Consider the following 14,372-nt stretch of genomic DNA (forward strand, 5'->3'; position numbering starts at 1 on the left):
TAGATCATCCTGAGGGCCACACCTAGACTGGCCGCCACGCTAATAGCCTGAGGATGTCTGTGATGAACGAATGTGTGTCCCATGCCCCTGTCGACAGCAGGGCCGAGCCGGCCACCCCGGCGTGGATGGCGGTGTTTTCCCTGGCGATGGGGGTGTTCGGCCTGTTGACCGCCGAATACCTGCCCGCCAGCCTGCTGACGCCGATGGCGCTGGACCTTGGCGTGTCCGAAGCGCTGGCCGGGCAGGCAGTGACGGTGACGGCGGTGGTGGCGTTGTTCGCCGGCCTGCTGGTGCCAGGCCTGACCCGTGGCATCGACCGACGTGTGGTGCTGCTGGGGTTTTCCACGCTGATGATCGCGTCCAACCTGCTGGTGGCGTGCTCGTCCAGCCTGTGGGTGCTGCTGGTGATGCGCGTGCTGCTCGGCATCGCCCTCGGAGGTTTCTGGAGCATGGCGGCGGCCGTCGCCATGCGGCTGGTGCCGGCGGCGCTGTTGGCGCGTGCGCTGTCGATCATATTCAGTGGCATTGCGCTGGGCACCGTGGTTGCCGTGCCGCTGGGCAGCTACCTCGGCGGTCTCTACGGGTGGCGCAGTGCGTTTCTCGCCGCAGCGGCGGTGGGGGGAGTGACGCTGGCCTTCCAACTGTTGACGTTGCCGCGCCTGGCGCCGACTGGCACTGCGCGCCTGCGCACCGTGCTGGAGGTGCTGCTGCGTCCGGGTATCGCCATCGGCATGTTCGGCTGCGTGCTGGTACACACCGCACATTTTGCGCTCTTCACCTATATCCGGCCGTTCCTGGAAAGCACTACCGGGGTTGGCAGCGAAGGGCTGGCGCTGATGCTGCTCGGGTTCGGCGTGGCGAACTTTGCCGGCACGTTACTGGCCGGTTGGCTGCTGGTGCGCCATCCCCGTACCACCCTGGTGCTGATGCCCTTGCTGGTGGGCGTGGCCGCGCTGGCGCTGGTGCTGCTGCCGGCGTCACTGCCGGGGCAGGCGCTGCTGCTGGCGCTGTGGGGCATGGCGTTTGGTGGCGTGCCGGTGGCGTGGTCGAACTGGGTGGCCCGCGCCGTGCCGGATCAGGCCGAAAGCGCCGGCGGCATGGTGGTGGCATCGGTGCAATCGGCGATTGCCGCCGGGGCGGCAGGGGGAGGGGTGATGTTCAGTCTCAGCGGGATCAACGGGGTGTTTATCGCCGGCGGCGTGCTGATGGTGGTGGCGGCCGGGTTGATCGCGCTGCGGGTACAGGTACCGGGGCACGCCGGCGCCGCAGGTGTGGCGCTGCACGTCTAGGCCGGGTGGGCGTCAGTCGTCTGCCTGGGCCAGCAAGGCTTGGGCAAACGCATCAGAGGCAATCAGGTCCAGAGTCTGGCGCAGCTGTGCCGCGGCTTCACGGCCGAAGGCGAGGTCAAAGCGCTCGGCCATTTTGTTCGAAATGCGCTTGGCGGCCGCATGGGTCTGCACACCTTGCTCGGTCAGCAGCACGCGCCGCGTGCGGCGGTCGAGTTCGTCCACGCGCAACTCCACCAGCCCATCGCGCACCAGCGGCTTGAGTGTGTGGCCGAGTGCCGAGAGGTCCATCACCAGGGTTTGCGCCAGCTCGCCCATCTTCGGCGTGCCGGCCTTGGCGATATGGTTGAGCACCGCGTATTGGGTGGCTTTCAACCCGCAGGGCGCGTAGGCCTCGTCATAGATCTGGCCCAGGCGCCGCGAGGTGCGGCGCACGGCACCGTTTACGCAGGCGCTGGGGTTGTCTGTGCAAGGCTTGGCGGATTTCAAGGGCGGATACTCTCTGATACAAAACTCGACGCTGGCGATTATGCCTGCCAGACCTCTCAGGACAAGGCCTTTCAGACCGGAGATGCCCTTTAGATGAATACTGAGACAGCTTGAAACAAATTAGTTGCGTACGCCACTAAATTCGATATTGTGGCGTATGCCTCTTTGTGACCTGGATGTCGCTGAAAACTCCCCAGGATCCACATGGGGCGAGGCGGGAAAACGGCATGGCAACGCCTGCTGGCTCATCCAACCCCCTGTCCGGATCACCTTCTATGCTGAGCCTCGTGCGCATCGCATTGCGGCGCCCCTATACCTTCCTGGTATTGGCTATTTTCATCCTGATCATCGGCCCGCTCGCGGCCTGGCGCACGCCCACGGATATCTTCCCGGAGATCCGCATCCCGGTGATCGCGGTGATCTGGCAGTACACCGGCCTGCCGCCCGACCAGATGGCGGGGCGCATCACCTCGCCGTTCGAGCGGGTGCTGACCACCACCGTGAACGACATCCGCCATATCGAGGCGCAGTCGATGAACGGCTACGGGATCGTCAAGATCTTCTTCCAGCCGGGCGTCAACATCAGCACCGCCAACGCCCAGGTGACGTCGGTGTCCCAGGCGATCCTGCGCCAACTGCCGCCGAGTACCGTACCGCCGCTGGTGCTCAACTACAGCGCTTCTACCGTGCCCATCGTGCAACTGGCGCTGTCGGGCCCCGGCCTGAGCGAGCAGCGCCTCGGGGATATCGGCCTCAACCAGGTGCGCCTGATGCTCACCAGCGTGCCCGGTGCAGCCTTGCCATACCCGTTCGGCGGCAAGAGTCGCCAGGTGCAGATCGACCTCGATTCGGCGCGCATGCAAGCCCGTGGCCTGTCGGCGCAGGATGTCGCAACGGCGCTGGCCACGCAGAACCTGATCACCCCGGTGGGCACGCAGAAGATCGGCAGCTACGAGTTCAACCTGCAACTGAATAACGCCCCGTCGGATTTCCATGACCTGGAAAACCTGCCGATCAAGACCGCCGACGGCACCACGGTGTTGATCCGCGACGTGGCCACCGTGCGCGACGGCAACCCGCCGCAAACCAACATCGTGCACGTCAACGGCAACCGCTCGGTGCTGCTGCCGGTGCTCAAGACCGGTTCGGCGTCGACCCTGGGCGTGGTCGCCGGGATCAAGGAAAAACTCGCCGACAACAAGGCCGCCTTGCCGCCCAACCTGAATATCGACCTGATCGGCGACCAGTCGCTGTTCGTGCGCTCGGCCATCAGTGGCGTGGCGCGTGAAGGCCTGATCGCGGCGGCGTTGACCAGCCTGATGATCCTGCTGTTTCTCGGCAGCTGGCGCTCGACGGTGATCATCGCCACCTCGATTCCGCTGGCGATCCTGGCCTCGATCGCCACGCTCTCGGCCCTCGGCGAAACCCTGAATATCATGACCCTGGGTGGCCTGGCGCTGGCAGTGGGGATCCTGGTGGACGACGCCACGGTGACCATCGAGAACATCAACTGGCACCTGGAGCAGGGCAAGCCGGTGGAGGCCGCGATTCTCGACGGCGCCGCGCAGATCGTCACCCCGGCGTTCGTGTCGCTGTTGTGTATCTGCATCGTGTTCGTGCCGATGTTCTTCCTCGACGGCGTGGCGCGCTTCCTGTTTGTGCCGATGGCCGAAGCGGTGATCTTCGCCATGATTGCCTCGTTCATCCTGTCGCGAACCCTGGTGCCGACCCTCGCCAACTACCTGCTCAAGCCGCATGTGCATGGCGAAGCCGGGCCTGCGCCGTCACGCAATCCGCTGGTGAATTTCCAGCGCGGTTTCGAACGGCGTTTCGAAGCGTTTCGCGAGCGTTACCACGGTGTCCTTGACACCGCCTTGCACCATCGCCGCACGGTGGTGATCGGCCTGCTGGCGTTTGTCGCGGTGTCGTTCGCGCTGGTGCCGTTCCTTGGGCGCAACTTCTTCCCCGAGGTCGATTCCGGGCTGATCCTGCTGCATGTGCGGGCGCCGGTCGGCACGCGGGTGGAAAGCAATGCGCGCCTGATCGCCGATATCGAAAACGCGATCCGGCGCAAGATTCCCGCCACCGAACTCAAGGCCCTGGTCGACAATATCGGCCTGTCCATCAGCGGCATCAACGTGGTGTACAACAACACCGGCACCGTGGGTTCCCAGGACAGCGATATCCAGATCAGCCTCAACGAAGACCACCGCCCGACCGCCGAATACATGCGCGAACTGCGCGAAACCCTGCCACGGGAATTCCCCAGCGCGGTGTTCTCGTTCCCGGCCTCGGACATCGTCGGGCAGATCCTCAACTTCGGCTCGTCGGCACCTATCGACCTGCAGATCACCGGCAATAACCTCGCGGGCAACTTCACCTATGCGAGTGCCTTGCTGCGCGATATTCGCCGGGTGCCCGGCGTGGTGGATGCGCGCATCCAGCAGTCGCGGCAATTGCCGACTTTCAATATCGACGTCGACCGCACCCGCGCGCAGTTGGTCGGGCTGACCGAGCGCGATGTGACCAACAGCCTGGTGGTCAACCTCGCCGGTTCCAGCCAGGTGGCGCCGACATTCTGGTTGAACCCGGCCAACGGGATTTCCTATCCGATCGTCATGCAGACCCCGCAATACAGCCTCGACACCCTGGCGGCGCTGCACAACCTGCCGTTGAGCGGCAGCGCCGGCGCGGCCACCGACCAGACCCTTGGCGGCCTGGCGAACATCCAGCGCAGCCACGGCAACTCGGTGTTCACCCAGTCGGATATCCAGCCGGTGGTCGAGGTGCTCACGGCGATCCAGGACCGTGACCTGGGGGGCGTCGCGGCGGATATCCAGAAGATCATTGCGGCCCACGCCGGTGAAGTGCCGACCGGCTCCAAAGTGATCCTGCAGGGCCAGGTGCAGACCATGAACGCGGCGTTCAGCGGCTTGCTGTTCGGGCTGCTCGGCGCGGTTGTGCTGATCTACCTGCTGATCGTGGTCAACTTCCAGTCGTGGGCCGATCCGTTTGTGATCATCACCGCGTTGCCGGCGGCGCTGGCGGGCATCGTGTGGATGCTGTTCGTGACGCACACGCCGCTGTCGGTGCCGGCGCTGACGGGGGCGATCATGTGCATGGGCGTGGCCACTGCCAACGCCATCCTGGTGGTGAGCTTCTGCCGTGAACGCCTGGCGGTGCACGGCGATGCGGTACAGGCTGCCTTGGAGGCCGGCTTCACCCGCCTGCGCCCGGTGCTGATGACCGCTATCTCGATGATCATCGGCATGGCGCCGATGGCCCTGGGCCTGGGCGAGGGCGGCGAGCAGAACGCGCCGCTGGGCCGTGCGGTGATCGGTGGCCTGGCGTTTGCCACCGTCGCCACGTTGATTCTGGTTCCGCTGATTTTCAGTCTGGTCCACGGGCGTCGCCAGCACGCCCGGGTTGCGACCACCGTTACCCAAGGGGTTTGACATGTCCGTTGCTCTTTCCAAACCAAAGTCTTCCCGTGGCCTGCTGTGGCTGATCGTGGGCGGGGTGGTCGTGGTGCTTATCGTTGGCGTCGGCATCGGCGTGCGCGCCAGTGAATCGCGGGACCTCAAGACCTGGACCGACGCCCAGGCCTTGCCCAGCGTGACCCTGATCAAACCGGTGGTCATCGCCCAGGGCCCGGTGCTCAATCTGCCGGGGCGCATGGAGGCATATTCGCGCGCGTCGATCTTTGCGCGGGTCAATGGCTACCTGAAATCCTGGAACGTCGACATCGGCACTCGCGTCAAGGCCGGGCAGGTGCTCGCTGAAATCGACACCCCCGAACTCGACCAGCAGTTGCTGCAGGCCCGCGCCACGCTGGCGTCGGCCCAGGCCGATGCGAACCTGGCCCAGACCACCGCCAAGCGCTGGCAGGCCATGCTGTCGACCGATTCGGTGTCGCGCCAGGACGTCGATGAGCGCACCGGTGACCTGACCGCCAAGCAGGCCAAGGTGGCGGCGGCCAAGGCGAACGTCGACCAATTGGTCGCGACCAAGGGCTTCCAGCGCCTGGTGGCACCCTTTGCCGGGGTGGTCACCGCGCGCAGCACGGATGTCGGCGCGTTGATCAGCGCCGGCGGCACGGCCGGCAAAGAGCTGTTCGCGGTGGCCGATGTCAGCCGCCTGCGCGTCTACGTGCAAGTGCCGCAGACCTTCTCACCGCAGATCCGCGAAGGCACCACTGCGCGCTTGAGCGTGCCGGAATACCGTGGCGAAACCTTCACCGGCAAGGTGATCGCCACCGCCGATGCGGTGAACGCGGCGTCCGGCAGCACCCTTGTGCAGTTGCTGGTCGACAACCCCGGTGGACGGCTCTTGCCCGGCGGCTACACCAGCGTGCAGTTCGACCTGCCGGTGCAGGCCGACGTGGTGCGCGTGCCGTCCAGCGCGTTGGTGTTCGATGACAAGGGCATGCGCGTCGCGACCCTGGATGCGCAGGACCACGTGCGTTTCAAGACCGTGAGCATCGCCCGCGACTTTGGCGACAGCGTGGAAATCGCCAGTGGCCTGCAAGCCGCCGACCGCGTGATCGACACGCCGCCGGATGGCCTTGCCGATGATGATGCGGTGCAATTGGCCGCCGCGCCTGTCGAGGTCAAACCTCATGGCTAAGCCTACGTTGCTGGCCCTGGCCGCCTGCCTGGGCCTGGGCGCCTGTTCCCTCGCACCACCACTCAAGGTGCCGCCCACGCCGGTGGCGGCGCAGTTCCGCACCCAAGGGCCATGGACCGTCGCCAGCCCCGACGACCAGGCCAACCGTGACGGTTGGTGGCGCCTCTACAACGACCCGCAGCTGGAGACGATGGAGCAACAGTTGCTGCGCAATAACCCGGATCTCAGCGCGGCGCTGGCGCACTATCAGCAAGCCCAGGGCTATGTGGCCCAGGCGCGCTCGGGGCTGTTCCCGACGGTGTCGGCGATTGGCAACGGCCAGCGCATTCGCCAGTCGGACACCAAGCCGCTGCGCTCGGCGACCTCGCCGGATATTTACAACTCCGCGACCCTGGGCCTGGAGGTCGACTATGAAGTCGACTTGTGGGGCCGCGTGCGCGACACCGTCGCCGCGGGCACCAGTGATTCCGCAGCGGCCAAGGCCGACCTCGCCTCGGTGCGCCTGAGCCTGCAGGCGCAACTGGCCGACAGTTACCTGCGCCTGCGCGGCATCGACTGGCAGAACCAACTGCTGGCGCAGAGCCGCGACGCCTACGCCAAGGCCTTGAGCCTGACCGAAGGCCTGCACGGCGGCGGCATCGTCTCCGGGCTGGATGTGGCGCGGGCGCGCACGCAGCTGTCGACGGTCAAGTCGCAGTTGAGCCAGAGCCAGGTGCAGCGCGCGCTGCTCGAGCATTCGATCGCGGCGATGCTCGGCGAGTCGGCGTCGACCTATAGCGTGGCGGTGAATGTCGCGCCGATAGCCTTGCCGACGGTGCCGACCGGCGTGCCGTCCAGCCTGTTGCAACGGCGCCCGGATATCGCCGCTGCCGAGCGCCGGATCGCGGCCGCCAATGCGCGTATCGGCGTGGCCAAGGCCGCGTGGTTTCCGCAGATCACCCTGAGTGCGCAGGGCGGTTATCAAAGTGATGAGTTTGCCCGCCTGCTCAGTGCGCCGAACCTGTTCTGGGCGATTGGCCCGTCGCTGGTGGGCACGCTGTTCGACGGCGGCGCGCGCCAGGCCCAGGTGGACATTGCCAAGGCTGCCACCGATGAAGCGGCGGCCAAATACCGCGGCGTGGTGTTGGCGGCGTTCGAGCAGGTCGAAGACAACCTGTCGCAGCTCGCCGGCCTGGGCGCGGCCCTGGAGGATCAACGTGATGCTGCCGCTGCGGCGCAATACGCCGAGGACCTGTCTACCTCGCGTTACCGCCAGGGCGCGGTGGCCTATCTGGACGTGGTGACCGCCCAGGTGGCGGCGCTGGACGCCAAGCGCAGCGTATTGCAACTGCAAACCCAGCAATTGAGCGCTAATGTGGGCCTGATCAAGGCCCTGGGCGGCGGATGGAACGTGGCCCAACTGGCGACATCGAACAGTACTGAAACCAAGGAGAAGTAAGCATGACCGACTACGTACCCCCGAAGGTCTGGACCTGGGACACCGAAAGTGGCGGCACCTTCGCCAGTATCAACCGGCCCATCGCCGGCGCGACGCACGAAAAGGTCTTGCCGGTGGGCAAGCACCCGCTGCAGCTGTACTCCCTGGCCACGCCCAACGGGCAGAAGGTCACCATCCTGCTGGAAGAGCTGCTGGCCTTGGGGCACACCGGCGCGGAATACGACGCCTGGCTGATCAAGATCGGCGACGGCGACCAGTTCGGCAGCGGCTTTGTCGCGGTCAACCCGAATTCGAAGATTCCGGCCTTGATGGATCACAGCGGTGCGCAGCCGATCCGCGTGTTCGAGTCCGGCGCGATCCTGCAGTACCTGGCGGAGAAGTTCGGGGCATTCTTCCCGACAGAGCCCGCCGCGCGTGCCGAGTGCCTTTCGTGGCTGTTCTGGCAGATGGGCAGCGCGCCTTACCTGGGCGGTGGTTTCGGGCATTTCTATGCCTATGCGCCGAGCAAGATGGAATACGCGATCAATCGCTTTGCCATGGAAACCAAGCGGCAGCTGGATGTGCTGGACCAGCGCCTGGCGGTGAGCGAGTACATTGCCGGGGATGAATACACCATCGCCGACATTGCGATCTGGCCCTGGTATGGCGGGTTGGTCAAAGGCCGCCTGTATGGTGAGTCGGCAGAGTTCTTGTCGGTGCACGAGTACAAGCACGTACTGCGCTGGGCCGAGGCGATCGAAGCGCGACCTGCCGTGCAGCGCGGGCGGCGGGTGAACCGAGTGTCCGGGGCGCCGGAAGAGCAGCTGGCAGAGCGGCACGCTGCGAGTGATCTGGACTGACAGTCGGTGAACGTGTGGCCGGCCGGGGTCTTGTGCCTGGCTCAGTTCCCACAGTGTGTGGAGGGGCTGACCTGATTCCTGTGGCTGGCACAGTTCCACTGTGGGAGCGGGCTTGCCCGCGAAGGCGGTGTGTCAGTCAACCATGATGCAGCTGACCCACCGCCTTCGCAGGCAAGCCAGCTCCCACACTGATTTGTGGCTGGACTGAATCCTGTGTCTAGCTCAGTTCCCACAGTTTGTGGAGGGGCAGGCCTGATTCCTGTGCCTGGCTCACCTACCACAGTTTGTGGAGGGCTGACCTGATTCCTGTGCCTGACACAGTTCCATTGTGGGAGCGGGCTTGCCCGCGAAGGCGGTGTGTCAGTCAACCATGATGTAGCTGACCCACCGCCTTCGCAGGCAAGCCAGCTCCCACACTGATTTGTGGCTGGACTGAATTCTGTGGCTGGCTCAGTTCCCACAGTTTGTGGAGGGGCAGGCCTGATTCCTGTGCCTGACACAGTTCCACTGTGGGAGCGGGCTTGCCCGCGATGGCGGTGGGTCAGTCAACCATGATGCAGCTGATCCACCGCCTCCGCGTGTGGATCTTCATGTACCCGCCTATTTGTAGCGCTGTTCGAACACCGCCACCTGCTCGGGCTTGATCAATTCGAACGGCACCCACACTTCCGATTCAATCGGTTCACCCTTGATCATCCGGATCGCCGATTGCACCGCTTGGGTGGCCTGGGCCTTGGGGTCCTGGAACACCGAGGCAGTGAGCAACCCGCGCTTGATCGCGGCCAAGCCATCGGGCAAGCCGTCGATGCCGACGATCGCAATCTCGCCCTTGGCCTTGCCCGCCTGCTGCAATGCCATGGCGGCGCCGATCGCCATTTCATCGTTATTCGCCACGATTGCGTCGAACGGCGTGCCCGCCAGCAGCCAGTTGCTGGTCAGGTCCATGCCTTTGCTGCGTTGCCATTCGGCGCTCTGCTGCTCGACGATGTTGATACCGGGAAAGTCCTTGAGTACCTGCTTGACGCCTTCGGTGCGGTCATGGGTGGCGTTCTGCGCGAGGTCGCCCATGATGATCGCCACATTGCCCTTGCCGCCGAGTTTTTCCGCCAGGTAGCGCATCTGCAGTTGCCCGGCCTCGATATCGTTGGAGGCCACGGTGACCACGCCCTTGGGCAGCGTGCGTTCGTCCGGGTGACGGTTGACGTACACCAGCGGGATTTTGCTGGCGACGGCCGCGCGGGTCATGTTGGCGGTGGCCGAGGTGTCGACCGGCAGCACGATCACCGCATCGACTTTCTGGTTGAGGAAGCCTTCGACCTGGTTGAGTTGGCGCACCACATCACCCTGGGCGTCCTCGAACTGGATCTGCACGTCCTGTTGTTTGGCGGCGGCTTCCAGGCCGGTGCGCACGTAGGTCATGAAGTTATCGTCGACCCGCGCGATGCTCACGCCGATGCGGTACGCGGCGAAGCTCCATTGGCTGAACAGCAGTAGAAACGCGGCAACGATCAATGAATAGCGATGCATGAGAATGTTCCTTTTATTGTTATAGGGTGAAAGCTTGACGGAACCGCTCCAGGGCCAGCTCGCTGTCGCCGCTGGCCCAGCCTTCGAGGCCGACCACGCCGGTGTAACCCATGGCGTGCAAGGCCCTGGCGATGGCCGGGTAGTGGATCTCGCCGGTGCCCGGCTCCTGGCGCCCGGGCACGTCGGCTACCTGGATTTCACCGATGGCGCTGCCGGCACGCTGGATCAGTTCGATCAGGTTGCCTTCGCCGATCTGCGCGTGGTACAGGTCCAGGTTCATCTTCAAGTGCGGGCTGCCCACGGCTTCGATCAGCGCCAGGGTCTCGTCGGCGCGGGCGAACGGCACACCGGGGTGGTCGACCTCGGTGTTGAGGTTTTCCAGCAGGAACACACGACCGGCGTCTTCGCCCAGGCGTGCGATTTTTTCCAGGGTCTTGCACGCGCTCAGCCACATGCGCCCGGTGGTCTGGGTGACGGGCCGCACCGGCAGGCCGCCTTCACCCAGTCCGGTACCGTGCAGGTTGAGGCTCGGGCAGTTCAGCTGCGCGGCCACGCCCAGGGACTCGCGTGCGCTGTCGAGCAATGACCGGATGCCGTCGGGGTCGGTGAGGGTGCCGCTGATATAGCCGGTCATGGAGGTGAAGTCAGCACCGGTGGCCGCCAGTGCGGCGATATCCTTGTCGGTCCAGCTCCAGATTTCGGCGCTGAAACCCAGTGCATGAATGCGCTGTACGCGCTCGACAAACGGCAGGTCGAGAAACACCATCTCCGCGCTGATCGCCAGTTTGAACGGGATCATCGGCGGGCTCCCTGCACGGCCACGGCCTTGCCGGTTTCGAACGACTCGATGCAGGCGCGGGCAATTGCGAGGGCTGCGCGCGCGTCTTCGCCGCTGGCCAGGGGCTGGGCGCCGGTGCGCAGGCAGTCGACAAAATGGTTGAGCTCGGCGATGTAGGCGTCGCGCAACAGGTCAGTGTCCATGCGCTGCGTGTCGGCCTGGATGCCCTCGGCGAGGTAGCGCACCAGGTCCGACTCGTTGAGGCTGCCCATGCTCAGCATGCCCGCGCTGCCGAACACTTCGCCGCGCACGTCGTAGCCATACACCGCCTGGAAGTTGGCTTCGGCGGTGGCAATCGCACCGTTGTCAAAGCGGATCGCAACCACGGCGGTGTCGAGGAACCCTTTGCTTTTGTATTCCGGGGCGATCAGCGCGTCGGCCATCACATACACCTGCAGCGCTTCTGCACCGGGGTTGAGGTAGCGCAGGGTGTCGAAGTCGTGGATCAGGGTTTCCAGGAAGATCACCCACTGTGGCGAGTTGGCCGGGTTGTTCAGCGCCGGGTCGCGGGTCAACGAGCGCAACAGCTGCGGTGTGCCGATACGCCCGGCCGCCGCGTCGAGGTGCGCGGTGCGAAAGCTCTTGGCGAATCGTCGGTTGAACCCGACCTGTAGCGGAACCTGCGCATCGGCAGCGGCGGCGATGGCGCGGTCGGCTTCATCGAGGGTGATGGCCATGGGTTTTTCACAGAAGATGCCCTTGCCGGCGCGCGCGGCGCGGATCACCAGTTCGGCATGGCTGCGGGCCGGGGCGGCGATGAGCACGCCGTCAATGTCCGGGTCGTCGAGCAACTGCTGCGGGTCGGTGTAGACCTTCTCCACGCCCAGTTCCGCCGCCAGCCTTGCGGCTTGGCCTGGGGTCGGGTCGGCAATGGCGGCCAGGCAGGCGCCGGGGATATGCCGGGCGGCGGTAAGGCCGTGAAAGCTGCCCATGCGACCGGCACCGATCAAACCCAGGCGGATGTTCTGTGTACTCATGAAGTGACCCCTTTTTTATTGTTGGCCCCAGGACGGTCCTGGCAGGCACAGGGGCGGGAGCAAAGCCTGTGCCAATTCACAAGTCATTGATGTGTAAGGATTAATTAATATAAATAAACAAAATGTGTTCATTTAAATGACATGTCTATACTGACATGTCAAAAATCTACACATGGATAATCCGATGAGCATGGCGTTCAGCGTGCAAGACCTCGACTACCTCACGGCCCTGGGCCCGGCGGCGCTCAATGACGGCCCGGTGGCCGCGCTGGAGCACGCGTGGCAGGCTTGCCGGAGTGGCCAGGTCGAACGCCCGGCGGCGGTCCGCCAGGTGATTTGGGATTCATGGCGGCGCAGCGTCGAGGCCGGGATCGACCCGGCAGACAACGCCTACCGCTTTGCCAGCGCCGATACGCTTGCCGCCACCCTGGCCAGCCATCGCGTGCTGATCGCCGCAGCAGCGCAAGTCATGCATGGGCTGTTGGCCTACAACCCGCGCGGCCATATCAATCTCACCGATGCCGATGGCACCACCCTGTATTTCTGTGGGCTAGATATCACCCCCGTTGGCAGTCGCCTGCTCGAGTCGGTCCAGGGCACCAACTGCACCGGCCTGGCGCTGGCCGAGGACCACCTGGTGTACGTGCTGGCCGAGGAAAACTTCGCCAGCGGCCTGCGCCAGCGCCGCATGCACTGCGCCGCGGCGCCGATCAAAAACGCCCAGGGCCAGACGCTGGCCATGCTGACCCTGACCGCCGAACCCGGCTGGTTTCACTTTCATACCCTGGGCACGGTGCAGGCGGCGGCCGAGGCAGTGTCGCGACAAATGGCCCTGCAAGGGTTGTTGGAAGAACAGCAAACAGTGCTCGAAGTGCTCAACGAAGGCTTGGTGGTACTGGATGAGCGCGGCTGTATCAAGGCCCTCAACCGTTATGCCCGGCAGTTGTTCGGCGTGGGGCTGGAACTGCTTGGCCAGCCGTTCCAGCGTCTGGGCCGCAGTGAATTGAGCGACGCGCTGGGTGAGGCGGTTCGCGATCTTGACTGCACCTTTCACCTGCACAACCGCAGCCAGCTCGCGTGCCTGGTCTCGGTGTGCCCGCTGGAGCAGGGCGGGGTAATCGTGTCCCTGCGTGAAAATCGGCGCATCCGCGAGATCACCCGGCGCATCGTCGGCACCCAGGCGAGCTACACCTTCGACACCATCCAGGGCACCTCGCGGGCCATCCAGGACGCGCTGCACCTGGGGCGCATCGCCAGTCGCAGTGAGTCCACCACGCTGATCCTCGGCGAAAGCGGCACCGGCAAGGAGCTGTTCGCCCAGGCCATCCACAATGCCAGCGACCGCGCCAATGGCCCGTTTGTGGCGGTCAATTGCGGCGCGATCCCACGGGACCTGGTGCAAAGCGAACTGTTTGGCCACGTCGAAGGGGCCTTCACCGGCTCGGCCCGTGGCGGCTCGGCGGGCAAGTTCGAATTGGCGGATGGCGGCACGATTTTTCTCGACGAAATCGGCGACATGTCCTTCGACGCCCAAGTCAGCCTGTTGCGAGTGTTGCAGGAGGGCGAAATCACCCGCGTCGGTGCAAAGAACTCGCGGCAGGTGGACGTGCGCATCATTGCCGCCACCCACCGCAACCTCAGCCAGGCAGTGGCCGAGGGTGCATTCCGTGAAGACCTCTACTACCGTCTCAATGTGCTGAACCTGACCGTGCCGCCCCTGCGCATGCGCCGTGAAGATATCCCGCTGCTGGCGCGACACTTTCTTGCGCGCTGTGCGCGTTCGTTGCGTAAAACGGTGCAGGGCTTTTCCCCCGAAGCGCTGGAAATGCTCTCGGCCTACGCCTGGCCGGGCAATGTGCGTGAGCTGGAAAACAGCGTCGAGCGCGCCACCAACCTAGCGACGGGCGAACTGATCCAGGCGGCCGATTTACCCCTGGAAACCAGACCGCGCGCCACGCTGCGCCACTACGAACCCCAGCCCGCCCAGGACCTGAGCAGCCACGAAATGCACGCCATCGTCGCCGCGCTCACCACCACCCGCGGCAACATCCGCCTGGCCGCGCGGCAACTGAACGTGTCGCGGGGTGGGCTGTACAACAAGATGAGCCGGTTTGGCCTGAGTGCCGCAGATTTTCGCAGCCCCCTGTAGGCGCCGGCTTGCCGGCGATTCCCTAACGAGGACGCCATCGCCGGCAAGCCGGCGCATTCACAGCAGGGGTGGGCAGGTAAGGATCGATGGCGCGGTCTTTGGCTGAACTGCGGGGCAGCGCACCCCAAGATGCTCCGAACACAGAGCCACCCTGAACGCAGACGGGCCACCGATTCCAGCAGCGGCGAGGATTGTTCCAGATG

Annotated in this window: 10 protein-coding genes; 6 read left to right on the forward strand and 4 right to left on the reverse strand. The window is 64.9% G+C overall.

Annotated features, from left to right (window positions below):
- Window positions 1-62: 62 nt before the first annotated feature.
- A complete protein-coding gene (locus JFU04_RS10545) occupies window positions 63-1,289 on the forward strand; it encodes an MFS transporter (RefSeq protein ID WP_201144022.1) in 1,227 nt (408 codons plus the stop codon).
- Between the two features lie 12 nt (window positions 1,290-1,301).
- Here the strand turns inward: JFU04_RS10545 and JFU04_RS10550 are convergent, their stop codons facing one another.
- On the reverse strand, window positions 1,302-1,775 hold the full coding sequence (locus JFU04_RS10550; RefSeq protein ID WP_207200648.1) for a MarR family winged helix-turn-helix transcriptional regulator: 474 nt from the start codon (window positions 1,773-1,775) through the stop codon (window positions 1,302-1,304).
- A 275-nt stretch (window positions 1,776-2,050) separates the two neighbouring features.
- Here JFU04_RS10550 and JFU04_RS10555 point away from each other — a divergent pair, with 275 nt between their 5' ends.
- The 4 genes from JFU04_RS10555 to yghU are packed head-to-tail and all read left to right on the forward strand — an operon-like array spanning window position 2,051 to window position 8,678.
- On the forward strand, window positions 2,051-5,230 hold the full coding sequence (locus tag JFU04_RS10555) for an efflux RND transporter permease subunit (RefSeq protein ID WP_201144023.1): 3,180 nt from the start codon (window positions 2,051-2,053) through the stop codon (window positions 5,228-5,230).
- A gap of 1 nt (window position 5,231) precedes the next feature.
- A complete protein-coding gene (locus JFU04_RS10560) occupies window positions 5,232-6,401 on the forward strand; it encodes an efflux RND transporter periplasmic adaptor subunit (RefSeq protein ID WP_106804400.1) in 1,170 nt (389 codons plus the stop codon).
- A complete protein-coding gene (locus tag JFU04_RS10565; RefSeq protein ID WP_201144024.1) occupies window positions 6,394-7,839 on the forward strand; it encodes an efflux transporter outer membrane subunit in 1,446 nt (481 codons plus the stop codon). The genes JFU04_RS10560 and JFU04_RS10565 overlap by 8 nt, the downstream gene beginning before the upstream one ends.
- A gap of 2 nt (window positions 7,840-7,841) precedes the next feature.
- Window positions 7,842-8,678 (forward strand): glutathione-dependent disulfide-bond oxidoreductase, encoded by an 837-nt coding sequence (yghU, locus tag JFU04_RS10570; RefSeq protein WP_106804398.1) that lies wholly within the window; start codon window positions 7,842-7,844, stop codon window positions 8,676-8,678.
- Window positions 8,679-9,278: 600 nt separating this feature from the next.
- On the opposite strand, the gene JFU04_RS10575 is transcribed toward yghU, so the two are convergent.
- From JFU04_RS10575 to JFU04_RS10585, 3 genes are read right to left on the reverse strand one after another with little or no spacing between them, the layout of a single operon-like run.
- A complete protein-coding gene (locus JFU04_RS10575) occupies window positions 9,279-10,205 on the reverse strand; it encodes a sugar ABC transporter substrate-binding protein (protein ID WP_065905828.1) in 927 nt (308 codons plus the stop codon).
- 19 nt (window positions 10,206-10,224) lie between these two features.
- Window positions 10,225-11,004 (reverse strand): TIM barrel protein, encoded by a 780-nt coding sequence (locus JFU04_RS10580; RefSeq protein WP_065905829.1) that lies wholly within the window; start codon window positions 11,002-11,004, stop codon window positions 10,225-10,227.
- Entirely contained in the window at window positions 11,001-12,020 is a 1,020-nt protein-coding gene (locus tag JFU04_RS10585; RefSeq protein WP_201144025.1) for a Gfo/Idh/MocA family oxidoreductase, read from the reverse strand. Before JFU04_RS10585 ends, JFU04_RS10580 begins: the two co-directional genes overlap by 4 nt.
- Before the next feature lie 184 nt (window positions 12,021-12,204).
- Between JFU04_RS10585 and JFU04_RS10590 the strand changes: the two genes are divergently transcribed.
- Window positions 12,205-14,169, forward strand: coding sequence for a sigma-54 interaction domain-containing protein (locus tag JFU04_RS10590; RefSeq protein WP_120448200.1), 1,965 nt, complete (start codon window positions 12,205-12,207; stop codon window positions 14,167-14,169).
- Window positions 14,170-14,372: the final 203 nt, after the last annotated feature.

This window comes from Pseudomonas sp. TH21, assembly GCF_016651025.1.
GTDB classification, from domain to species: Bacteria; Pseudomonadota; Gammaproteobacteria; order Pseudomonadales; family Pseudomonadaceae; genus Aquipseudomonas; species Aquipseudomonas aylmerensis.